Source organism: Solirubrobacter pauli (assembly GCF_003633755.1).
GTDB lineage: Bacteria > Actinomycetota > Thermoleophilia > Solirubrobacterales > Solirubrobacteraceae > Solirubrobacter > Solirubrobacter pauli.
Window position 1 is genome coordinate 79958 of record NZ_RBIL01000003.1, and the last position, 20780, is coordinate 100737.

General features: G+C 74.1%; 21 protein-coding genes. 13 read left to right on the forward strand and 8 right to left on the reverse strand.

What is annotated here, in order from left to right; all coding sequences use genetic code 11:
- The first annotated feature begins 3 nt into the window (after nt 1-3).
- The 5 genes from C8N24_RS32035 to C8N24_RS32055 are packed head-to-tail and all read left to right on the forward strand — an operon-like array spanning nt 4 to nt 3974.
- Nucleotides 4-597, forward strand: coding sequence for a M15 family metallopeptidase (locus tag C8N24_RS32035; protein ID WP_121258294.1), 594 nt, complete (start codon nt 4-6; stop codon nt 595-597).
- A 2-nt stretch (nt 598-599) separates the two neighbouring features.
- Entirely contained in the window at nt 600-1091 is a 492-nt protein-coding gene (locus C8N24_RS32040) for a hypothetical protein (protein WP_147448104.1), read from the forward strand.
- Nucleotides 1088-2107 carry an efflux RND transporter periplasmic adaptor subunit gene (locus C8N24_RS32045; RefSeq protein WP_121258298.1) on the forward strand — a complete coding sequence of 340 codons (1020 nt, stop codon included), beginning with the start codon at nt 1088-1090 and terminating at the stop codon, nt 2105-2107. Before C8N24_RS32040 ends, C8N24_RS32045 begins: the two co-directional genes overlap by 4 nt.
- Nucleotides 2104-2772: an ABC transporter ATP-binding protein gene (locus C8N24_RS32050; protein ID WP_121258300.1), complete on the forward strand. Its 669-nt coding sequence runs from the start codon at nt 2104-2106 to the stop codon at nt 2770-2772. Before C8N24_RS32045 ends, C8N24_RS32050 begins: the two co-directional genes overlap by 4 nt.
- Nucleotides 2769-3974, forward strand: a complete 1206-nt coding sequence (locus tag C8N24_RS32055) for an ABC transporter permease (protein ID WP_211340241.1) — start codon at nt 2769-2771, stop codon at nt 3972-3974. The genes C8N24_RS32050 and C8N24_RS32055 overlap by 4 nt, the downstream gene beginning before the upstream one ends.
- 9 nt (nt 3975-3983) lie before the next feature.
- On the opposite strand, the gene C8N24_RS32060 is transcribed toward C8N24_RS32055, so the two are convergent.
- Together C8N24_RS32060 and C8N24_RS32065 are read right to left on the reverse strand one after the other, a co-directional pair.
- Nucleotides 3984-6743, reverse strand: a complete 2760-nt coding sequence (locus tag C8N24_RS32060) for a helix-turn-helix transcriptional regulator (protein ID WP_121258302.1) — start codon at nt 6741-6743, stop codon at nt 3984-3986.
- 42 nt (nt 6744-6785) lie between these two features.
- Nucleotides 6786-8027, reverse strand: coding sequence for a S8 family peptidase (locus C8N24_RS32065; protein ID WP_121258304.1), 1242 nt, complete (start codon nt 8025-8027; stop codon nt 6786-6788).
- Between the two features lie 54 nt (nt 8028-8081).
- Here C8N24_RS32065 and C8N24_RS32070 point away from each other — a divergent pair, with 54 nt between their 5' ends.
- The 3 genes from C8N24_RS32070 to C8N24_RS32080 all read left to right on the forward strand — a co-directional run bounded on the left by C8N24_RS32070 (nt 8082) and on the right by C8N24_RS32080 (nt 11798).
- The gene (locus C8N24_RS32070) at nt 8082-8642 is read left to right on the forward strand and encodes an RNA polymerase sigma factor (protein WP_121258306.1); all 561 of its coding nucleotides are present in this window, start codon (nt 8082-8084) and stop codon (nt 8640-8642) included.
- A 4-nt stretch (nt 8643-8646) separates the two neighbouring features.
- Nucleotides 8647-9081 (forward strand): hypothetical protein, encoded by a 435-nt coding sequence (locus tag C8N24_RS32075; RefSeq protein ID WP_121258308.1) that lies wholly within the window; start codon nt 8647-8649, stop codon nt 9079-9081.
- Nucleotides 9082-9260: 179 nt separating this feature from the next.
- Complete coding sequence (locus C8N24_RS32080; RefSeq protein ID WP_121258310.1) at nt 9261-11798, forward strand: CHAT domain-containing protein; 2538 nt, start codon at nt 9261-9263, stop codon at nt 11796-11798.
- 8 nt (nt 11799-11806) lie between these two features.
- Here C8N24_RS32080 and C8N24_RS32085 read toward each other — a convergent pair whose 3' ends face one another.
- The 5 genes from C8N24_RS32085 to C8N24_RS32100 form a co-directional block, all read right to left on the reverse strand.
- Entirely contained in the window at nt 11807-12397 is a 591-nt protein-coding gene (locus tag C8N24_RS32085) for a DUF6518 family protein (RefSeq protein WP_121258312.1), read from the reverse strand.
- 185 nt (nt 12398-12582) lie between these two features.
- Entirely contained in the window at nt 12583-13551 is a 969-nt protein-coding gene (locus C8N24_RS32090; protein WP_121258314.1) for a zinc-binding alcohol dehydrogenase family protein, read from the reverse strand.
- Nucleotides 13551-13676: a hypothetical protein gene (locus C8N24_RS35490; protein WP_281272697.1), complete on the reverse strand. Its 126-nt coding sequence runs from the start codon at nt 13674-13676 to the stop codon at nt 13551-13553. The genes C8N24_RS32090 and C8N24_RS35490 overlap by 1 nt, the downstream gene beginning before the upstream one ends.
- Nucleotides 13673-14323 (reverse strand): DsbA family oxidoreductase, encoded by a 651-nt coding sequence (locus C8N24_RS32095; RefSeq protein WP_121258316.1) that lies wholly within the window; start codon nt 14321-14323, stop codon nt 13673-13675. The genes C8N24_RS35490 and C8N24_RS32095 overlap by 4 nt, the downstream gene beginning before the upstream one ends.
- 37 nt (nt 14324-14360) lie before the next feature.
- Nucleotides 14361-15002, reverse strand: coding sequence for a TetR/AcrR family transcriptional regulator (locus C8N24_RS32100; protein WP_121258318.1), 642 nt, complete (start codon nt 15000-15002; stop codon nt 14361-14363).
- Between the two features lie 96 nt (nt 15003-15098).
- On the opposite strand from C8N24_RS32100, the gene C8N24_RS32105 reads away from it, so the two are divergent.
- The 5 genes from C8N24_RS32105 (at nt 15099) to C8N24_RS32125 (ending at nt 20443) form a co-directional block, all read left to right on the forward strand.
- Nucleotides 15099-16562: an MFS transporter gene (locus C8N24_RS32105; RefSeq protein WP_121258320.1), complete on the forward strand. Its 1464-nt coding sequence runs from the start codon at nt 15099-15101 to the stop codon at nt 16560-16562.
- 71 nt (nt 16563-16633) lie between these two features.
- Nucleotides 16634-16828: a hypothetical protein gene (locus C8N24_RS32110; protein ID WP_121258322.1), complete on the forward strand. Its 195-nt coding sequence runs from the start codon at nt 16634-16636 to the stop codon at nt 16826-16828.
- Nucleotides 16829-16843: 15 nt separating this feature from the next.
- Nucleotides 16844-17173 (forward strand): hypothetical protein, encoded by a 330-nt coding sequence (locus tag C8N24_RS32115; protein ID WP_121258324.1) that lies wholly within the window; start codon nt 16844-16846, stop codon nt 17171-17173.
- A gap of 80 nt (nt 17174-17253) precedes the next feature.
- Complete coding sequence (locus C8N24_RS32120) at nt 17254-19977, forward strand: helix-turn-helix transcriptional regulator (protein ID WP_281272698.1); 2724 nt, start codon at nt 17254-17256, stop codon at nt 19975-19977.
- A 40-nt stretch (nt 19978-20017) separates the two neighbouring features.
- Nucleotides 20018-20443, forward strand: a complete 426-nt coding sequence (locus tag C8N24_RS32125) for a hypothetical protein (protein WP_121258327.1) — start codon at nt 20018-20020, stop codon at nt 20441-20443.
- Between the two features lie 3 nt (nt 20444-20446).
- Here the strand turns inward: C8N24_RS32125 and C8N24_RS32130 are convergent, their stop codons facing one another.
- Complete coding sequence (locus C8N24_RS32130; protein ID WP_121258329.1) at nt 20447-20644, reverse strand: hypothetical protein; 198 nt, start codon at nt 20642-20644, stop codon at nt 20447-20449.
- Between the last annotated feature and the right edge of the window lie 136 nt (nt 20645-20780).

The following is a 20780-nucleotide window of genomic DNA, read 5'->3' on the forward strand; positions in this document are numbered from 1 at the left end:
GGCGTGACCCGCAGCTCAGCAGCCCGCGCCCGGCACCGCCGGCGCCGCGCAGGCCTCGTCCTCGCGCTCGCCGCGTGCGTCGTGGCGATCGCGGACCAGTGGCCGGCGCCCGCGCCGTCCACGGCGTCCTCGGTCCCGCTCGCCACGCCGGAGCCCGTGGCCCGCCGTGAGCGGCGCGCGCCCGTGGCCGCGGTCGGCGGTGCCGTCGCCGGGCTCGACCCCGCGTTGCGCACGGCGCTGCGCCGGGCGGCGGGCGCGGCGGCCCGTGACGGCGTCGCCATCTCCGTCAACAGCGGGCGGCGCACGCCCGAGCACCAGGCGCAGCTGCTGCGCGACGCCGTCGCCCGGTACGGCTCGCTCGCAGAGGCGTCCCGCTGGGTGGCGACGCCCGAGACGTCCCCGCACGTGTCGGGCGACGCCGTGGACGTCGCGCCCGACGCGGCCCGCGCGTGGCTGTCCGCGCACGGCGCCACCTACGGGCTGTGCCGGATCTACGCCAATGAGCCGTGGCACTTCGAGCTGCGCCCGCAGGCGGTCGGCACCGGCTGCCCGCCCACGTACGCAGACCCCACGCACGACCCGAGGATGCAGCAGTGAAGATGACGTTTCTCGCCCTGGCGGTCGCCCTGACCGCCGCCGGCTGCTCGAGCTCCGCCGACGAGGGCAGCAGCGGCCGTCCAACGGCCGGCAAGCAGGCCGTGACGTTCTCCGCGTGCATGCGCGACCACGGCGTCAAGGACTTCCCGGACCCCGACGCGTCCGGCGAGCTGACCATCGACGGCGTGCTCAACGGCTCGTCGCTGGACCCGGAGGCGCCGGCGTGGAAGCAGGCGATCGCCGCGTGCAAGGACCTCCAGCCGGCCGGGTTCACGGGTCGCAAGCGGACGGCAGAGGAGCAGAAGCCGGCGCTCGCGTTCGCCCAGTGCATCCGCGACCACGGCGTCAAGGACTTCCCGGACCCCACGGAGGACTCGCCGCTGGTCGACACGAACCGGATCCCTTCCACCAACTCGGAGGGCGGCATGGCCGCGCTCAACGCCGCGATGGACGAGTGCGGCGAACTCGCGAGGAAAGCGATCGAAGGCCGATGAGGACCGCCGCGGTGGGCCTCCTCGCGTTGATCGCCGTCGGCTGCGGCGCCGACCAGCCGTCCTCGGACGCACGCCCGAGCGCCCCGAGCACGGAGCCGGTCCGGCTGGGCGAGCTGTCGGCGACGGTCTCCCTGAACGGGACGCTGGCCCACCGCGCGCGCCCCGACGGCTCGCCGTACGTCGCCATCAACCAGGCCCGCGGCGTCTACACCCGGCTCCCCGCGGAAGGCGACCGGATCCGCTGCGGCGACGTGCTCTACCGCGTCGACGATCGCCCGGTGCTGCTGCTCTGCGGCACCGTCCCGGCCTATCGCGGCCTGCGCCGCGGTGATCGGGGGACGGACGTCCGCCAGCTCAACCGGGTCCTGCGCGGCGTCTCCGGCCGCCGCTTCACGGCGAGGACGCGCACGGCGCTCAGGCGCCTGCAGCGCGAGCACGGCGCCGCGGCCACCGGGCGGCTCGCGCTCGGCGCCGCCGTCGTGCTCCCGCGAGCCGTGCGGATCGCCAAGGTGACCGCGAAGCTCGGCGGCCTCGCCCGGCCGGGCGCACCCGTCGTGCAGGCCACCTCCGACACGCTGCAGGTCCAGGTGAGCCTCGAGCCGACCCAGCTCGCAGACGTCAAGCCGGGCGACCGCGCCCAGGTCACCCTCCCCGACAACACGTCGGCGGAGGGCACGCTGGTCCGGGTCGGCACGGTCGCGCGCACCGACGACAAGGCCGGGACCGCGAGCGTGCCGGCGTTCGTGCGCCTCGACGACCCCCGCCGGGCGCGCGGGCTCGACCGGGCGCCCGTGCAGGTGCAGCTCACGACCACGGGCGTCGAGCGCGCGCTCAACGTCCCGGTCACCGCGCTCGTCGGGAAGGCCGGCGGCGGGTTCGCCGTCGAGGTCGTGCGCCCCGATGGGAGGCGCGCGCTGGTCGCGGTGCGGCTGGGCCGGTTCGACACCGCGCACGGGCGGGTCGCGGTCGAAGGCGCGCTGCACGCGGGCGATCCGGTCGTGGTGCCGTCGTTGTGAGCGCCGTCCTGGAGCTCGACGAGGTGACCAAGGTCTACGGCGAGCAGCCGCCCGTGCCGGCCCTGCGCGGCGTGTCGTTCTCCGTCCGGCGCGGCGAGCTGGTGGCGATCGTCGGTCCGTCCGGCTCGGGCAAGTCGACGCTGCTGCACGTGATGGGGACGCTGGAGCGGCCGAGCAGCGGCGTGGTGCGCATCGGCGGGACCGACGTCGCCCGGCTCGGCGACCGCGAGCTGTCGCGGCTGCGCGCGCGCGAGATCGGCTTCGTCTTCCAGTCGTTCTTCCTGGCCGAGCACGCCACCGTCCGCGAGAACGTCGCCGACGGCCTGCTCTACGCCGGCGCCCCCGCGGCCGAGCGCCGCGCGCGTGCGGACGAGGCGCTCGAGCGCGTCGGGCTCACGCACCGCGCGACCTTCAAGCCGACCACGCTCTCCGGTGGGGAGCGGCAACGGGTCGCGATCGCGCGGGCCCTTGTCGGGCGCCCCGCGATCGTGCTCGCCGACGAGCCGACCGGCAACCTCGACAGCGCGACGGGCGCGTCGATCATGACGCTGCTGCACGAGCTCAACGCCGCGGGCGCGACGATCCTGATGATCACGCACGACCAGGCGCTCGCCGAGCAGCTCCCGCGCCGCATCCGCGTGCTCGACGGCCGGATCGTCCCGTGAGCGGCCGTCTGCGCTTCGGGGACGGGCTGCGCGTGGCGAGCGTCGGGCTGCGCGCCCGGCCGCTGCGCGCCGCGCTGTCCGCGCTCGGGATCGCGATCGGGACCGCCGCGATCGTGGCGGTGCTCGGGCTGTCCGCGTCCTCCCAGGCCGGGCTGCTGGCCGAGATCGACCGGCTCGGGACGAACCTGCTCACGCTCGAGGCCGGCCAGGGCTTCACGGGCGGCAAAGCGCAGCTGCCCGTCGAGGCGCCGGTGCGGGTCACGCACCTCGGGGACGTGCGCCGGCTCGCGCACACCGCCCTGGTCGAGGACGCGCACGTGTACCGCAGCTCGCTCGTCCCGGCCGCCAACACCGGCGGGGTCCAGGTCCGCGCGACGAGCCTCAACCTGCCGTCCGTGCTCGCCACCGGGATCGCGCGCGGCGCGTGGCTGAACGCGGCCACGGCGCGCGTCCCGGTGACGGTGCTCGGCGCGGCCGCCGCGGAGCGGCTCGGCGTCGACCGCGTCCACCCCGGCCAGCGGCTCTGGCTGGGCGGGCAGTGGTTCAACGTGGCGGGCATCCTGCGGCCGTCGCCGCTCGAGCCCGACATCGACAGCAGCGCCCTGGTCGGCTACCCCGCTGCCGCGCGCTATCTCGGATACGTCAGCCCGGCCCGCCAAGCCGGTCCGCCGAGCGCGATCTACGTGCGCGCCACGACCGACCGCGTCGCGGCGGTGCAGACGCGGCTGGCGCCGACCGCCAACCCGTACGCGCCCAACGAGGTGAACGTCAGCCAGCCGTCCGACGCGCTCACCGCCCGGGCGGCCGCGGCCGGCGCGTTCGACAGCCTGTTCCTCGGGCTGGGCGTGGTGGCGCTGATCGTCGGCGCGGTCGGCGTGGCCAACATCATGGTCATCTCGGTGCTCGAGCGCCGCTCGGAGATCGGCCTGCGCCGCGCGCTCGGGGCGACGAAGGGGCAGATCCGGACGCAGTTCCTCGGCGAGTCGGTGCTGCTGGCCGTGCTCGGCGGGGTCGTCGGCGTGCTGGCCGGAGCGGCCGCCACCGCGGTGTACGCGGGCGCGAAGGGCTGGGCCGTCGTCATCCCGGCCGAGGCGTGGGCCGGCGGCATCGCGGCCGCGCTGCTGATCGGCGCGGGCGCGGGCCTGCTGCCGGCCGTGCGCGCTTCGCGGCTGCCGCCCACCGTGGCGCTGCGGACCGCGTGACGGCGCGCGTCAGGCGCGGGCGAGCCCGTCGTCGACGGTGAGCGGGAGCGCGTCCCGCAGCGCCCGCCGCGAGCTGATGCCGAGCTTGCTGAACACCTTCTTGAGGTGCCACTCGACCGTGCGCGGCGAGAGGAACAGCTCGGCGCCGATCTCCGGATTGGACAGCCCGTCGCGCGCGAGCCGGGCGATGTGCTGCTCCTGCGGGGTGAGGTCGTCGCGCGTGTCGTCGCGCCGGGCGCGCACCTTCTCCCCCGTGGCGAGCAGCTCGCGCCGCGTGCGCTCGACGAAGCCCTCCGCGCCCATGGCCAGGAACGCCTCGCGGGCCACGCGCAGCTGCTCGCGTGCGTCCACGCGCCGCCCTTCGCGGCGCAGCCACTCGCCGTACAGGAGGCGGGAGCGCGCGAGCTCGAGGCGGACACGCGTGCGCCCGAGCCGCTCGATCGACTCGAGGTACCAGCGCTCGGCCTCCTCGCCGCCCAGCAGCGCGCGCACCCGCGCGTCGATGCCCAGCGCCCAGTCACCCGGCGGGTCCGGCGTGTGCTCCTCCAGCCGCGCGAGCGCCGCGCGGACCAGCGCCTCGTCCCCGACCCGCGAGGCCGCTTCGGCCAGCTCGCCGACGACGAACGGCGTGTACGCGAGGTCGCCGCGCGTGTAGGCGCGCCGCGCGGCCTCGAGCGCCGCGTCGTAGCGGGCGAGGCCGTTGTAGAGCACGGCCGCCTCGCAGTCGGCGAACTGGACGACGCGGCCCATCCCCAGCGCCTGCGCCTCACGCGTCTCGCGCTCGATCAGCTTGAGCGTCAGCGCCTCCTGGCCACGCCAGGCGGTCAGCAGCATCTCGGTGTAGAGCACGGGCGTGGTGCCGGTCGCCTCGGCGATCGCACGCACCTCCTCGATCGCTTGCGCCGCGCCGGCGAGGTCGCCGTCGAGCACCCGTACCCGCACGAGCGAGGCCAGGCCGAACTGCAGCAGCACGAGCGCTCCCATGTCGCGCGCGACCTGCACGTGCCGCGTCACGAGCGCGTGCCAGCCGTCGGCGTCCCACAGCTCCATCGCGGCGATCGATCCGGACCGCGACCCGGTGAGCCACAGCCAGCGGCCGACGTCGTCGCCGACGTCCAGCGCCAGCGCCGCGTCCACCGCCGCGCGCAGCGCGGGCGCCGCCGCCGCGTAGCCCTCGCACACGCGGGTCGCGAGCGCGTCCACGAGCAGCCGCACCGGCTCCGGAGCGTCCGGGGCCGGCGGCGCGGCCAGCGCGGCGGCCGACGCCTCGCGCAACGGGCCGGGCCCCGCCCACATCCCCGCGCCGAGCGCCTTCAGATGGGTGGTGAGCGCGCGCGTGGCGTCCAGCGCGTCGAGCTGCCGCGCCGCGTGGCTGAGCCGCTCGGCGGCCTCCCCCGCACGCCGCTGGTCGAACGCGATCTCGCCGCGCAGCTGCTCGATCTCCGCCGCCTGGAACGCGCTCACGGGCCCCGCCTCGATCGCGACGAGCAGTCCGAGCGCGGCGTCCAGCGCGCCCGCGTCGCGCTTGGCCCGCGCCGCGGCGACCAGCCGGCGTGCGCGCGCCTCGGGCTCGGGCGTGAGCGTCCCGGCGGTCTCCAGGAACGCCGCGGCCGCCGCGATGCCGCCGCGGGCCAGCGCGCGTCCGGCCGAGTGCTCGAGCTCCTGGGCGACGTGCTCGTCCGGCGCGGCGGTCGCCTGCGCGCGGTGCCACGCGCGCCGGTCGGGGTCGTGCTCGGCGTCGGTGGCCTCGGCCAGCGCGAAGTGCACGGCCTGCCGCTCCTCCGGCGTGGCCGACCGGTAGGCGGCGGAGCGCACCGACGGATGGCGGAACCGCACCTGCGCGCCGATCTCCAGCAGGCCGGCGTCCGCCGCGGCGCCCGCCGCCTCCGGCCCGATCCCGAGTCGGCCGGCCGCGCGCCACAGCAGCAGCGGCTCGCCGACCGGATCGGCCGCCGCGAGTTGCAGGAGGCGCCGGGTGGCGGTCGGGAGCGAGTCGAGCCGGCGCTGGAAGCTGTCCTCGAGCACGGCCGGGCCGGGCCGTCCGAACCCGCCCGCCAGCTCGGCCGCGCTCATCCCGCGGGGAAGCTCCAGCAGCGCGAGCGGGTTGCCACGCGTCTCGGCGATGAGCCGCTCGCGCACGTGGTCGTCCAACCGCCCCGGGACGACCGTCGCCAGCAACGCGCGCGCGTCCTCGTGCCCGAGCCCTTTCAGCCACAGCTCCGGCAACCCCGGCAGCCGCCGCGGCTCGCTCGGCTCGCGGACGCCGAACACCATCGCCACGTGCTCGGCGAGCAGGCGCCGCGCGACGAAGCCGAGCACCTGCGCCGACGCCTCGTCGAGCCACTGCAGGTCGTCGACCAGGCACAGCAGCGGCTGCGTGTCGGCGACGTGGGCGAGCAGCGTGAGCGTGGCCAGGCCGACCAGGAAGCGGTCGCGCGGCGCGCCGGACGCCAGGCCGAACGACACCTGCAGCGCGTCCTGCTGCGGAGCCGGCAGGGCGTCGAGCTCGTCGAGGAGCGGGCCGCACAGCTGGTGCAGGCCCGCGAACGGCAGCTCCATCTCGGACTCGACGCCGCCGACCTGCAGCACGCGGAACCCGTCCGCCGCGCCGGCCGTGTGCTGCAGGAGCGCGGTCTTGCCGACCCCGGCCTCCCCGCGCAGCACGAGCGCGCCGCTGCGTCCCACGCGGGCACCGTCGAGCAGCCGCTCCAGCGTCTCGCGCTCGCTGGAGCGGCCTCGGAAGGCGGGCGGGCGCGGGGCGGCGGCCATGTCGTCGCAACCTACTAAAGGCCGCTGCCCCACTCCCGAGCGCTAGTCGCTCTGCCCCCAGAGCAGCGTCGGGGCCACGACCTTCGCGCCCGGGAAGTCGGCCGGCGCCGTCGCCGAGAGCGACTGCAGGAGCGTCACGGCGTCCACCGCGCTGATCCCGCCCGCGGCCATCAGGGCGGCGAGCTGGCCGACGACCAGCGGCGTGGAGAACGACGTGCCGCCCCAGCGCGCCCAGCCGCCGTACGGCTGCGGCTGCTGGGTCCACTCGAGGTACGGGCCCTCGTTGAGGCCGCGCGCGACGAAGTCGACCCACGTGCCGTAGTTGCTGTACGCGGCCCGCGCCCACTGGTTGTTGACGCGCACGACCGCGCCGACCGACACCGTGCGGTCGGTGTCGGCGGCCGGGTACCACGGCCGGTCGTCGTCCTCGTTGCCGGCCGCGGCGACGATCACCACGCCCTCGTTCTGCAGCGTCTCCAGCGCGTAGCCGATCGCCAGCGGCGGCTCGTCGAACAGCGTGTAGTAGCCGAGCGACAGGTTGACCAGGTGCGGGATCTCGCCGCTGATCATGATCTGGTGCAGCTGGGTCAGCAGCGTCGTGTCGGTGCCGATGCCGTTGCCGTCGAGCACCACCCGCGGCGTCATGATCGTCGCGCCGGGGGCGACGCGGAGGATCTGGCCGATCACGAACGTGCAGTGGCCCGCGGCCGGGGCCAGGTCGCCGGAGAGCGGCGGGTCCTCGGGCGGCGGCACCGACGGCACCGGCGGCGGGAAGACCGGGTCGACCTTCGGCGACGCGTTGTAGGCCGTGTCGAGCACCAGGACCTTGATGCCGGCGCCGATCGCGCTCGGGACGATGTCCAGGTCCGGCATCGTCACCGGATCGGGCACCGCGTACACGCCGCCGCGCATCTGCGGCGCGCCGTGGATGTAGTTGGGCTGGACGATGAGCGGCTCTTCCTCGCTGCTGGAGGCGCGCGGCTTGCTCTCGCCCACGAGGACCTTCATGGCGTCTTCGACGAGGTCCTCGGGGCTCGTGTCGCCCTCCGGCGTGAGCCGCAGGAGCTTGAACGGCCCCATCGGCGGCGCCTTCTCGTCGACGGTCGCCTCGATGCCGACCGCCTTGAGCGCCTCCTGGACCGCTTGAATCGACTGGTCCCCCACGATGAGGACGTCGGGCTCGTACACCGGCCCCGATGGATCCGGGTCCTGGCGCGACGAATCGCCCGTCCCGCGGTAGCGCTGCATGATCGTCTCCTGGTTGTTCTGAGGCTGGACCGGCACGCTAACCGAGGGCCGCGATAGCGTGCATGTCGAGAATGCCGTTGAAGAAGCACCATGGGTGAGACCGGGGATCTCGTCGAGCGTGCACGCGACGGCGATCGGGATGCCTGGAACGAGTTGGTGGACCGGTTCGCCCGGATGGTCCTCGCGGTCGCCGCGTCGAACGGCGTCCGCCCCGCCGACCGCGACGACGTGGCCCAGGTCACGTGGCTCAAGCTCGCTCAAAACCTTGACCGCATCGAACGTCCGGACGCAGTCGGGGCATGGCTCGCGATGACGTGCCGCCACGAGGCACTGCGCGTGCGCGCGCGGGGCGCGCGCGAGATCCCGGTCGAGGACGAGGCCTTCGCGAGGCTCGCCGACGACACCGACGTCGAGGACGAAGCACTGCGCTCGATCCCCGACAACGAACTTCCCGCGGCGTTCGCAAAATTGTCAGATCGCTGTCAAACGCTGCTGCGGCTGCTGCTGCTGGAGCGCCCGTACAGCGAGATCTCCGAGATCCTGGGCATGCCCATCGGCGGCATCGGCCCGACCCGTTCGCGCTGCCTGGACAAGCTCCGGCGGCTCCTGCCGAACGCTTCCGGTATCACGCGGTCCTCGAAGGACTCTTAACGGTATGGATCACTTCAGCGACGACCAGCTCATGGCCCTCTTGGCCGCCGGCGACGTTGTGCCGCAGGCGTCGGAGAGCTCGCTGGAGCTCGCGCGCATGGCCTTCGACTGGCGCACCCTGGACGCCGAGCTCGCCGAGCTCGTGGCCGACTCCGCGCTCGAGCAGGCGGTCGCGCTTCGTGCCGCCGCCACACCGCGGCTCGTGAGCTTCGAGGGCCGGGACGTGTCGGTCGAGCTCGAGATCGCCGCCCGCGACGAGGAGCGCGTCATCACGGGGCAGCTGTTCCCGCCGCAGGAGGCCACGGTCGAGGTGGTCCGGCCGGTCGGCGCGCCGCTCACGGTCGACACCGACGTGGATGGGCGCTTCGTCGTCGAGGTCAAGGCCGGCCCGGTGGCGTTCGACGTCCTCTCCATCCGCACGGACTGGTTGGTGACCTGACCGCGCTGGCCCTCGCAGAACGCGCGCTGACGCTCGTCCAGAACGACGTCGAAGCGGCGGACCGAGACGCGGCGCAGGCCCTCGAGCTTGCGCGCGAGCTGGAAGACCACGAAGCCGCGGCGGTCGCCGAGCGCGCCCGTGGGCTCATCCTCGTCGAACGCGGCGCCTCCGACGAGGCCGTGAAGGTGCTGCGCGGCGCCGTTCGCCTCGCCACGACGGCGGGCTTGCCCGTGCGCGCCGCCCAGGCGCGCTTCAGCCTCGCGTGGGCGCTCGCGTTGTGCGGGCGCGGCCGGGACGGGCTGCACGAGCTCGACCTCGCCCGCCCCGACCTCGACGGGCTGGACCTCGCGCGCGTGGAGATGCAGCACGGGATGGTGCTGCACAAGCTCGACCAGCACGCGACCGCGCTCGAGCACTACCGGCGCGCGCTCGTCGGCTTCCGCCGCCACGCGGACCGCCAGTGGGAGGCGCGCGTGCTCTGCAACCGCGGCATCCTGCACGCCGAGCGCGGCGCCTTCGCGATGGCCCGCGCCGACTTCACGCGCTCGGAGGCGCTCGAGCGCGAGGACGGCAACCTCCTCGGCGCCGCGCACATGGTCCAGAACCTCGGCTGGCTGGCGTCGATCGAGGGCCATGCGCCGGCCGCGTTCGCCGCCTATGACCGCGCCGAGACCGCGATCCGCGCCGCCGGCGGGACGCTCACCGTGCTGGCGCTGGATCGGATCGCGTTGCTGCGGTCCGTCGCCCTGCACGACGAGGCGCGCGGCGTCGCGGAGCGCACGATCGCCGACCTCCAGCGCGGCGGCATGAGCGCGTACCGCGCGGAGGCCGCGCTCGAGCTGGCGGAGATCGCGCTGCGCCAGGGCGACCCGGCCGCCGCGCTCGCGCACGCCCGGCGCGCCCGTGACGCCTTCCGGCGCCAGGAGCGCCCACGCTGGAGCCTGCTGGCCGAGCTCGCGATCGTACGCGCCGCGCACGCGTCCGGCCAGCGCACGCGCGAGCAGCTCGCACGTGTCGAGACCGTGGCCGCGGCACTCGAGGCGGACGGCTGGCGCACGCTGGCCGTCGAGGCGCGCGTGGTGCACGCGGAGCTCGCGATCGCGCTCGGCGAGACCGGCACGGCCCGTGCGGTCGTGGCCAGGACCACGGGCGCGCGTGACCGCGGCGCCCCCGGCGGGCGGATCGCGGCGTGGCACGCCGAAGCGCTGCTGCGCGTGCACGAGGGACGTCCCGCGGCGGCTTCCCGGGCCGTGAACGCCGGCCTCAACGTGCTCGAGCAGCACCGCGCCGTGCTGGGCGCGACCGAGCTGCGCGCCCGGGCGGGCGTGCACGGCGAAGGGCTGGCGCGCATCGGCGTCCGCCTGGCCCTGGACCGCGGCGACGCCCGCGCGGTGCTCGCCGCGGCCGAGCGCCACCGGACGCAGGCGCTGCAGCTCCCGCCGGTGCGGCCGCCGGTCGACCCCGTCCTGGCCGGACTGCTCGGCGAGCTGCGCCACAGCGCGATGCGCCTCGACGAGGCGCGCCTGGAGGGCGAGGACACACGCGCGGCGGCGGCGCAGCTCGCGCGGCTCGAGCGCTCGATCGTCCAGCGCGCGCGCCACGCCGGCGCATGGGAAGCGCCGGACGCGTTCTCCGCCGCGGGGCTGGCCCCCGTGCTCGGCGAGCGGGCGCTGCTGGAGCTCGTCGAGGCCGACGGCCACCTGTACGCGGTCACGCTCGCCCGCGGCCGCGCGCGCCTGCACGCGGTCGGCACGCTCGCGGAGGCCCAGCAGCAGCTCGAGAGCCTGCGCTTCGCGCTGTTACGCCTCGTCGCCGGCCACGGCACCGCCCGCGGACGAGCGGCTTACGCAACGATGCGCGACGCCGCCGCGGCGAGCCTCGAGGCGCAGCTCGCGCCGGCGCTCGCCGCCACGCGCGGGTTGCCGCTCGTGCTCGTGCCCACGCGGTCACTGCACACCTTGCCCTGGGCGGCGCTGCCGACGCTGCGCGAGCGGCCGTTCTCCGTCGCGCCGTCGGCGGCGCTGTGGCAGCGAGCGGCGACGAGCGCCCGCGCCGCGGGCGCCTCCGCGCCCGCAATCGCCGTGCCTGCAGCCGCCCCCGCGCCCGCAACCGCCGCTCCCGCGCCGGCCGCGGCCGCCCCGGCGCCCACCCCCGCGCACGCCGTCCCCGCGGTCGCCTCTCCCCTCGGCGGCACCCTCGCCGTCGCCGGCCCGGATCTCGCCTTGGCGCGGGAGGAGGTCGAGGCGGTCGCCGAGGCCGTGGGCGGCGCGACGATGCTCACGGGCGAGGCGGCGAGCGCCGCCGCGACGCTCGCCGCGCTCGACGGGTGCGCGCACGCCCACATCGCCGCGCACGGCACGTTCCGCGCGGACAACCCGCTGTTCTCGTCGCTGCAGCTGGCGGACGGCCCGCTGACCGTGTTCGACCTCGAGACGCTCAAGGACGCGCCACGGCGGATGGTCCTGTTCGCGTGCGACGCGGGCATCGCCGACGTGCAGCCGGGCGACGAGCTGATGGGCCTGACCGCCGCGCTGCTCGGGCTCGGCACCGCGACCGTGGTCGCCAGCGTCCTTCCGCTTCCGGATGCGGTGAGCGCGGCGCTCGCGCCGCAGCTCGCCCGCCGGCTGGCCGCGGGCGAGCCCGCCGACGCCGCGCTCGCCGCGCTGCGCGCCGACGAGCCGGGCGCGGTCGGGCTCGTGTGCTTCGGCGCCGGCTGACCGCGCGCTCAGAACACGCGGCTGAGGACGGACGTCAACGCCACCTCGCCGGCGATCCCCAGCGGCACCGTCAACCCGAGCCAGCGCAACCCATCCAGGCGTCCGCGGCCGGCCACGAGCGCGAGCGTCGCGCCGATCGCGATCCACAGGACGCCGGCGACGTAGCGCCGCTCCTGGAGCAGGAACGCGTACGCGCCCTCGGCGACGAAGACGCCCGCGAGCACGGCGACGCCGAGCTCCCTCCGCCCCGGCTCACCCACGCGCCAGAGCCGGCCCGCCGCGCCGAACACCGGCCCGCCGACGACCGCGCACGCCGTCCAGAACACCACGAGCGACGCCGTGGTGCCGATGTCCTGCAGGACGTTGACCGCGTAGTAGCCGGCCAGCTGGAACGCGCACGTGACGGCTCCCGCCACCGCGGCCTGGCCCCGTCCGGCCGCCACGGCGCCGACGAGGAACGGCGCGAGCAGCCAGGTGCTGATCGAGTTCGGGAACGCTTCCAGCGTCCGGTCGAGCTGGGCCTGGCCGAACGCGCCGAGCGCGCCGAAGGTCAGGCCGAGGGCGACCGCGGCGAGCGGCGCGGAGAGGCGTCCGGACATGGGGCGCGGAGCGTACGCACGCGCCGTGCGGGTCCGGTCAGAACTCGGTGCAGATCTCGTGCAAGCGGGCCCGCGGCTACTTGTTCATGAACGCGCTGCCGGCCAGGAAGCTGATGATCACGGCGAACAGGCAGATGGCGACGAGGGTCGAGTTCATGCAGGCAGCGTACCGTCGCCACCCGCCGTCACGTCACGACGACGAGCTTCCCGGCCGCTTCGTCGGCTTCCATCGCGCGGTGCGCCTCGACGATCTCGTCGAGCGGATACGCACGGACGCCCGGGAGCGTGAGCCGGCCGCGCTCGAGGTCGTCGAGGAAGGACTGCAGGACCGCCGGCGGGAGGTCCGCGGCGTCGCCGCTGTAGACCGTGAGCCGCACGCCCGTCGGGATGTAGTCCATCGGGTACCAGTCGGGAACGGTCCAGACCGCGCTGAGCATCCCGGTGAAGCAGACGGTTCCGCCGACGCGGGTGGCGAGCAACGTGTCGCGCATCGCGTCGGTGCCGACGAGCTCGAGCGCGAGGTCGACCCCGCCCGGCACGAGCCGCCAGACCGCCTCGGCGACCTCGCCGCCGTCCACCAGCGGATGGTCGACACCCGCGCGGCGCAGCACGTCGAAGCGCTCCTCGCGCCGGGTCGTGGCGAGCACCGTGAGCCCGCGGTCCTTGGCCAGCAGCGCCGCCGCCTGCCCGACCGAGGACGTGCCGCCGCGGATCAGCAGCGTCTGACCGGGCTGCGCGTCGAGGGCGACCGTGAGCGACCCGTACGCGGTCTGGAGCATCTCCGGCACCGCGCCGATCGTCGCCCAGTCCAGGCCGGACTCGAACGGGATCACCTGCGTGGCCGGGACGCACGTGTACTCGGCGTAGCCGCCGTCGAACGCGCGGCCCATCCCGCCCATCATCGCCGCGACCTGCTGCCCTTCGCGGAACTCCCCGCCGGGCGCGGACGCCACGACGCCGACGGCCTCGATGCCGAGCACGCGCGGGAACTCCACCCCGGGCGAGTGGCCGAGCCGCGTGAACAGCTCCGACCGGTTCAGGCCGAACGCCCTGACGTCGATCAGGACCCAGCCCGGCTCCGGCTGCGGGACCGGCAGGTGACGCAGCTGCAGCGCCTCGGGCGGCCCGGGCGCGTCGAGGACGACGGCGCGCATCACTCCTCGTCGGCGTCCGGCTCCGCCGGCGGCCGCTCGGCCGGCTGCGCGGCGACCGGCACCGCGCAGACGTCACCCTCGCAGCTCGCCGCCGACGGGTCGCCGAGCATCTCGAAGGCGCTCACGACGCCACCCCGGCGCGCTCGTCCTGGACCTGCTTGAGGGCGGCCGCGAACGTCTCCGGCGCCTGCGCGCCCGACACGCCGTACTTGCCGTCGATCACGAAGAACGGGACGCCGCGGATGCCGTAGCGCATCGCCTGCTCCTGGTCGGCGCGGACGGCGTCCACGTACTCGTTCGCCTCCAGCGCGCGCAGCGCGTCCTCGCGGTCCAGCCCGACCTCGGCGGCCAGGTCGGCGAGATCCTCGGCGCGACCCACGTGCCGGCCCTCGACGAAGTACGCGCTCAGCAGCCGCTCCTTGAGCTCGACCTGCTTGCCGTGCGCCTTCGCGTAGTGCAGGAGCTGGTGCGCCTTGACGGTGTTGGTGTGCTGCAGCGCGTCGAAGTCGTAGTCGAGGCCGACCTCGGCCGCGATGCCCTTGACCTGCGCGAGCATCGGCTCGACCTGCGCGGCGGGCATGCCCTTGTGCGCGACCAGGAAGTCGATCTCGGAGCCCTCGAAGTCCACCGGCGTGTCCGGAGCGAGCTCGAACGAGTGGTATTCGACCTCGACGTCGAAGCCCTCGGCCCCCGTCTCGAACTTGCGCTTGCCGATGAAGCACCACGGGCAGGCGATGTCGGACCACACGTCGACCTTGATCACGTCACTCATACTTCAGAAAGTATAGTGCCGCTCGACGCGGGTGCGATCAGCGCTTGTGGCGGCTCATGACGGCCAGGAACTGGTCGGTCTCGAGCGGCGGCACCGTCATCGGCGTGGGCGTCCGCTCGCGGGCGAGGCCGTCGACCAGCAGCGTCAGCGTGCGCTCGTAGTACTCGGGCGAGACGTCGCGCGTGATGTCGGCGATCGCGCTGACGGCCTGGTGGATCATCGGGATGTCGAAGGCGCCCACGTCCTCGCGCAGGGCGCCCGCCGCCTTCGCCCGTTCGAGCAGCGCGCCGGCGAGCGGCTGGATGATCGAGCGGAACTCGGCCACCTTCTCGCGCCCGCGGTCGCTGGAGAGCACGACGTCCTTGAGGCCCCGGTCCGTGGCGTGCATCCGCGCCACCGTCACCACGAAGTACTTGAACGCCTCCCACGGATCGTCGATCTCGTGCGCGTCGCGCGCGGCCTGGACCATGCGCTCGAACTTGGTCTCGAAGACGGCCTCGACGAGCGACTCGCGGTCCGGGAAGCGCCGGTAGAAGGTGCCGATCCCGACGCCCGCGGCCGCGGCGATGTCCTCCACCGCGACGTCGACGCCGCGCTCGGCGAACAGCGTCTTCGCCGCCTCGACGATGCGCTGGCGGTTGCGCTCGGCATCAGCGCGAAGGGGGCGGGCGGCGGTCATGTGAGAGACCCAGCATAGACGAAGTGGAAGGAGACCCTCCAGTTCTGCTAGCTTGTGTCGATAACCGGAATACAAGCTTCCACTTCCCCTCCCCAGATGCCTCCTCACTCAGATCCCAATCACTCCCGCCGCTGGCTGATCCTCGGGATCATCGCCGTGGCGCAGCTGATGGTCGTCCTCGACGCGACCATCGTGAACATCGCCCTGCCGTCCGCGCAGCAGGACCTCGGCTTCTCCAACGACGCGCGCCAGTGGATCGTCACCGCGTACGCGCTCGCGTTCGGCTCCCTGCTGCTGCTCGGCGGCCGCCTCGGCGACCTCTTCGGCCGCAAGTGGACCTTCATCGGCGGCCTGATCGGCTTCTCCGTCGCGTCCGCCGTCGGCGGTGCAGCCGACTCCTTCGGCGTGCTCGTCGGCGCCCGTGCCGCCCAGGGCGTGTTCGGCGCGCTCCTCGCCCCGTCCGCGCTCGCGCTGCTCGCGACGACGTTCACCGACCCCGCCGAGCGCGGCAAGGCGTTCGGCATCTTCGGCGCGATCGCCGGCACCGGCGCGGCGATCGGCCTGCTGCTCGGCGGCATCCTCACCGAGGTGCTCAGCTGGCGCTGGTGCCTGTACGTGAACCTCGTGATCGCGCTCCCCGCCGCGATCGCCGCGTTCCGCCTGCTGACGAACGTCGCCCACCCGGCCCGTCCGCGCATCGACGTGCCCGGCGCCGTGCTCGCGACGACCGGCCTGTTCGCGCTCGTCTACGGCTTCTCGAACTCCGAGACCCACTCGTGGGGCCACCCGGTCACGATCGTGATGCTCGTGGCGGCCGCTCTGCTGCTGACCGGCTTCTTCCTCGTCGAGCGCCGCGTCGCGCACCCGCTGCTCCCTCTGCGCGTCCTCGCCGACCGCACCCGTGGCGGCGCGTTCGCCGGCATCGGCATCGCGGGCATCGCGCTGTTCGCGCTGTTCCTCTTCCTCACGTACTACATGCAGACCACGCTCGACTTCTCGCCGATCCAGACCGGCCTCGGCTTCCTGCCGATGTCGGCGGCGATCATCGTCACCGCGCAGCTCGTCAGCCAGCGCCTGCTGCCCAAGTTCGGCCCGCGCCCCCACATGTTCGTCGGCATGCTCCTCGGCGCGAGCGCGATGCTCATCCTCACGCAGCTGCACACCGACTCCAGCTACGCCACGCACGTCCTCCCCGCCCTGATCCTGATGGGCGTCGGCATGGGCAACATCTTCCCGCCCGCGTTCCAGTCGGCCACGTTCGGCGTCGACCGCGCCGACACCGGCGTCGCCTCCGCGATGGTCAACACCATGCAGCAGGTCGGCGGCTCGGTCGGCACGGCGCTGCTGAGCTCGATCTTCGCCAGCGCCGTCACCTCCTACGCGAACGGCCACGCCAAGACGCCGGCCCTCGCCGAGACGGCCACCGTCCACGGCTACACCGTCGCCTTCTGGGTCGCCGCGGGCGTGTTCGCCCTCGGGGCGCTCGTCGTCGGCGCGGTCATCCCGTCGATCAAGCTCGAGCCGGCCCACGGCGTGGCCGAGCCGGTCGCCGCCCACTAGCCCGTTCCGCTCGTGGTCGCCCCGGGTTCGCCGGGGCGATCCTGCGGTCGCCGCGGCAGTACGCTCAGTCCATGGCCGACATCAAGCGGATCGAGCGCGGGTGGATCTACATCGACGGCCGGCGCGGGGACGATGGCAGGCTGGTGTTCGGCACCGGGGACGAGCTGCGGCTCAACCCGGTCGAAGCGCTGCAGGAACGGGACCAGGTCCCCGTCAGCGCGGCGCTGAAGGCGTCGGTGCAGCGGCTCGTCTTCTGGCGACGCTGAAGGCTCAATCAGGTCATGCTCGGCGCACTTCGGCGCGTACCGGCCACCGCGGCCGTCGCCCTGTTCTACCTCGTCCTCATCGTGGCGAGCCTGGCCCTGCAGGACGGCGCGGTCGAGGTCGTCGGCGTCGGCACGCTGCTGCTCTTGCTGGCCTATTGCTGCCTGCGTCGGAGCCGGCGCGTCGAGGTGTTCCTGTGCGCCGCCGCCCCCGGGGGATTCGGGACGCTCCTGCACGACGTCACCGGCGCCTCACCGAAGTGGGGTCTCGTGCTCGTCCCGATCATGTTCGGGCAGCTCGTGGCCATCGACCGGGCCGATCGTCGCGAACGACAGCCGACGCCCTGACCGCTGCGCGAGCAGTCGGCCAGGCGGGATGATCATCGCCGCGGTTGACTGCGCAGCGGGCGATTAATTAGGTTGGCACCGTGCTCGTCGGCCGTGGCCGTGAACGTGCCGACATGGATCGCGTGCTGGCGGGGATTCGCGCCGGCGAGAGCCGTGCCGTGCTCGTGCGGGGAGAGCCGGGAGTCGGCAAGACCGCGCTGCTCGACTATCTCGCGGATCAGGCTGCGGCCTGTCAGGTCGTCCGGGCCGCGGGGGTCGAGTCCGAGATGGAGCTGGCGTTCGCCGGCCTCCACCAGCTCTGCGGGCCCTTGCTCGGACTGCGCGAGCGGCTGCCCGGCCCGCACCGCGATGCGCTCGACGCGGCGTTCGGCCTGCGCGGCGAGAGCTCGCCGGATCGCTTCTTCGTCGGTCTCGCGACGCTCGGCCTGTTGTCGGAGGCCGCTGACGAGCGGCCGCTCGTCTGCATCGTCGATGACGCGCAGTGGCTGGACGAGGCGTCGGCGCAGGCGCTCGCGTTCGTCGCGCGGCGCCTCTCCATGGAAGCGGTGGCCCTGGTGTTCGCGTCGCGTGACGAACGCGACTCCGGTGCCACCCATGAGCTGGTGCTCAAAGGGCTCTCTGACGAAGACTCCCGCTCCTTGCTGCGCGCGTCGATCCGCGTGCCGCTCGATGCTCGGGTCCGCGACCGGATCGTCTCGGAATCGCGGGGCAACCCGCTCGCCCTGCTGGAGCTGCCGCGCGGCTTGGAGGCTGCGGAGCTCGGGGGCGATGGACTCGCCGGCACCGCTCCGCCGCTCACGGGTCGGATCGAAGGCAGCTTCCTGCTGCGCTTCAAGTCGCTGCCGCCGGCGGAGCGGCAGCAGCTGTTGTTGGCCGCGGCTGAGCCGCTGGGCGACGCCACGCTCCTGCGGCTGGCCGCCGACCGGCTCGGGATCGCTCTCGACGCTGTGAGGCCCGGCGCCGCCGTCGAGCTGTGCGAGTTCGGCTCGCGCGTGCGCTTCCGCCACCCACTCGTGCGTTCGGCCATCTATCGCGCGGCATCGGCCGAGGAACGCCGAGTGGTGCATCGCGCGCTCGCGGACGTCACCGACCCCGCGGTCGATCCTGACCGTCGCGCGTGGCATCGGGCGCAGGCGGCGACCGGGGACGACGAGGACGTCGCCGCCGAGCTGGAGCGCTCGGCCGACCGCGCGAAGGGACGCGGCGGCTTCGCCGCCGCCGCGGCGTTCCTGGAGCGTGCCGCCGACCTCAGCCCGCAACCCGCACCGCGTGCGGGTCGGGCACTGGCCGCGGCGCAGGCCAAGCTGCGGGCGGGCGCCCCCGAAGCGGCGCTGACGTTGCTGGCGAGAGCCGAAGCCGGGCCGCTCGACGAGCTCCAGCAGGCCCGGGCGCTCCTCCTGCGCGCCCAGGTGTCCTTCGCGGCGGGCGGAGTCGTCGGCAGCGACGACGCGGCGGCGCTGCTGCTGAACGCCGCGAAGCGATTCGAGCCGCTCGACATCCACCTCGCCCGGGAGACGTACCTGGACGCGCTCTGCGCCGTGCTCTTCAGCGGTCCCGCAGCCGGCAGCCTCCGGCAGGCCGACGTCGCGCGCGCGGCGCTCGATGCCACCCGTTCCCCCGAACCCCCGCGGGCCGCCGGCCTGCTGCTCGAGGGGCTGACGACGCAGATTCTGTCGGGCTTCACCGCCGCCGTGCCGCTGCTGCGGCGGGCCTTGATCGCGTTCGACAGCGACGACCTGTCGCAGGTCGAAGGGCTCAGCTGGGGCTGGCTGGCCAGCCAGGTCGGCGCGGCGATCTGGGAGCACGACCTCCAGCACGCGGTCGCCACGCGTCACGTCCAGATGGCCCGCGAGGCAGGCGCCCTCGTCGTGCTCCCGCTGCCCTTGCTCCAGCTGGCCGGGATCTGGCTTCGCCAAGGAGATCGCGCCGCGGTGGCCGGCGCCCACGAGGAGATCATCGCGGCGCACGAGGCCACGGGCAGCAAGCCCGCGCCGTACCTCGCGCTCGTGAAGGCCGCCTATCAGGGGAGCGAGGCCGAGTTCCTGTCGATCTTCGAGGAGAGCTCCAGCCAGTCGCAGGCCCGTGGGAACGCGCAGCTCGGCGTTCACTGGGCGTTCGCGATCTTCTACAACGCCCTCGGTCGCCACCACGACGCGCTGGCTGCCGCCCAGCGCGCGTACGAGGATCCGCAGCCGATCGACAACTCGGCCTGGATGCTGCACGAGTTGATCGAGGCCGCGGCGTTGAGCGGCCGGCCGGACGCCGGAGCCGCCGCGATGCGACAGCTGTCGGAGCGGGCTCAGGCCAGCGGAACCGATTGGGCCTTGGGCGTCGAGGCCCGCTCACGCGCGTTGCTCTCCGGCGACGACTCGCGTGAAGCGTTGCACCGGGAGGCGATCGACCGCCTCGGAGGCCCCGGCACGCGGATCGAGCACGCCCGGGCGTATCTGATCTACGGCGAGTGGCTGGCTCGCATGCGCCGCACCCGCGCCGCCAGAGAGGCGCTCGGCACGGCACACGAGATGTTCGTCGGCATGGGCGTCGAGGGCTTCGCGAACCGCGCCGCCGATGCGCTCCAGAAGACCGGGGTCGCCGTCGCACGCGACCGGTCGAGCCCCACCGACGGCCTGACCCCGCGAGAGGCCCAGATCGCGCGATTGGCGGCCTCAGGCCTGTCCAACCAGGAGATCGGCGGACGCCTCTTCCTCAGCCCCCGCACCGTCGAGTACCACCTGCACAAGGTCTTCTCGAAGCTCAGCATCAGCTCACGCCGACAACTCGCGGCCGCGCTTCCCGAGACGTGATCGTCGTGCACTCGAGGACCTCACGAACGGACGCCGGGTCTTGATCTGGCCCACCCGCTTCCTCTTGCCCCTGCTGGCGGTGGCGATTCCGGTGCAGGTCTGGATCGATCGCGGACCGTTGTTCGGACTGGTCGCCGCTGCGACGTTCCCGCCGATGTTCCTGCTGACGACCTTCGCCCGGGAGTGGCTGCTGAAGCCCCGTCCGCCGGGCCCACGCCTGCTCGCGCTCGCCGGCCCACTCCCGATCCTGCCGTTGGCGTTCGTCACGACCGGCTGGCTTCTCGACCTCTCACCCAAAGCTGCGCTGCTCGTCGGCGTCGCTCTCTATCTGCCGTTGGCGCTGCTGGGCGCGATACGCCACCCCGGACCGCAGGGCCCTGCACTGGTGAACGGATGCCGGAGCGTTGACTTGATCTTCCTCGCGAACGAGCCTCCGTGGATCGCTGCCGAGCTCGAGCGAGGCTAGCCGCTAGTCACTGCCGCGGGAACGGCGCCCACGGAAACGAGTGACAACCACGACGCCAACCCACCACACGGTCATCAGCGCGCCAAACCACGCGCCCTTCCTGAGGGATGCCTCGAAGTCGTCGGCCCGGCCGAGCACCCACGTCACCAGCGTCATCAGCAAGGCGCCGCCCACACCCTGCAACAGCACGAACACCAACACGCCACGCCACCCGAGCGACAGCCAGACGGGATCCTCACGCACCGAATCTGACGGCTGAGGACCGCGTACCGCAGGCACCCACGCCGCATACCCCGCCGACCGCGGCACCATGCGAACGAGGAGTCACTGCAAGAGC

Bases quoted from the DNA above. Each gene is read 5' to 3' on its own strand.
- C8N24_RS32110 (WP_121258322.1), top strand. From the start codon at position 16,634: ATGGCCGACATCAAGCGGATCGAGCGCGGGTGGATCTACATCGACGGC.
- C8N24_RS32115 (WP_121258324.1), top strand. From the start codon at position 16,844: ATGCTCGGCGCACTTCGGCGCGTACCGGCCACCGCGGCCGTCGCCCTG.
- C8N24_RS32075 (WP_121258308.1), top strand. From the start codon at position 8,647: ATGGATCACTTCAGCGACGACCAGCTCATGGCCCTCTTGGCCGCCGGC.
- C8N24_RS32105 (WP_121258320.1), top strand. From the start codon at position 15,099: ATGCCTCCTCACTCAGATCCCAATCACTCCCGCCGCTGGCTGATCCTC.
- C8N24_RS32045 (WP_121258298.1), top strand. From the start codon at position 1,088: ATGAGGACCGCCGCGGTGGGCCTCCTCGCGTTGATCGCCGTCGGCTGC.
- C8N24_RS32060 (WP_121258302.1), bottom strand. From the start codon at position 6,743: ATGGCCGCCGCCCCGCGCCCGCCCGCCTTCCGAGGCCGCTCCAGCGAG.
- C8N24_RS32070 (WP_121258306.1), top strand. From the start codon at position 8,082: ATGGGTGAGACCGGGGATCTCGTCGAGCGTGCACGCGACGGCGATCGG.
- C8N24_RS32100 (WP_121258318.1), bottom strand. From the start codon at position 15,002: ATGACCGCCGCCCGCCCCCTTCGCGCTGATGCCGAGCGCAACCGCCAG.
- C8N24_RS32090 (WP_121258314.1), bottom strand. From the start codon at position 13,551: ATGCGCGCCGTCGTCCTCGACGCGCCCGGGCCGCCCGAGGCGCTGCAG.
- C8N24_RS32040 (WP_147448104.1), top strand. From the start codon at position 600: ATGACGTTTCTCGCCCTGGCGGTCGCCCTGACCGCCGCCGGCTGCTCG.
- C8N24_RS32095 (WP_121258316.1), bottom strand. From the start codon at position 14,323: ATGAGTGACGTGATCAAGGTCGACGTGTGGTCCGACATCGCCTGCCCG.
- C8N24_RS32085 (WP_121258312.1), bottom strand. From the start codon at position 12,397: ATGTCCGGACGCCTCTCCGCGCCGCTCGCCGCGGTCGCCCTCGGCCTG.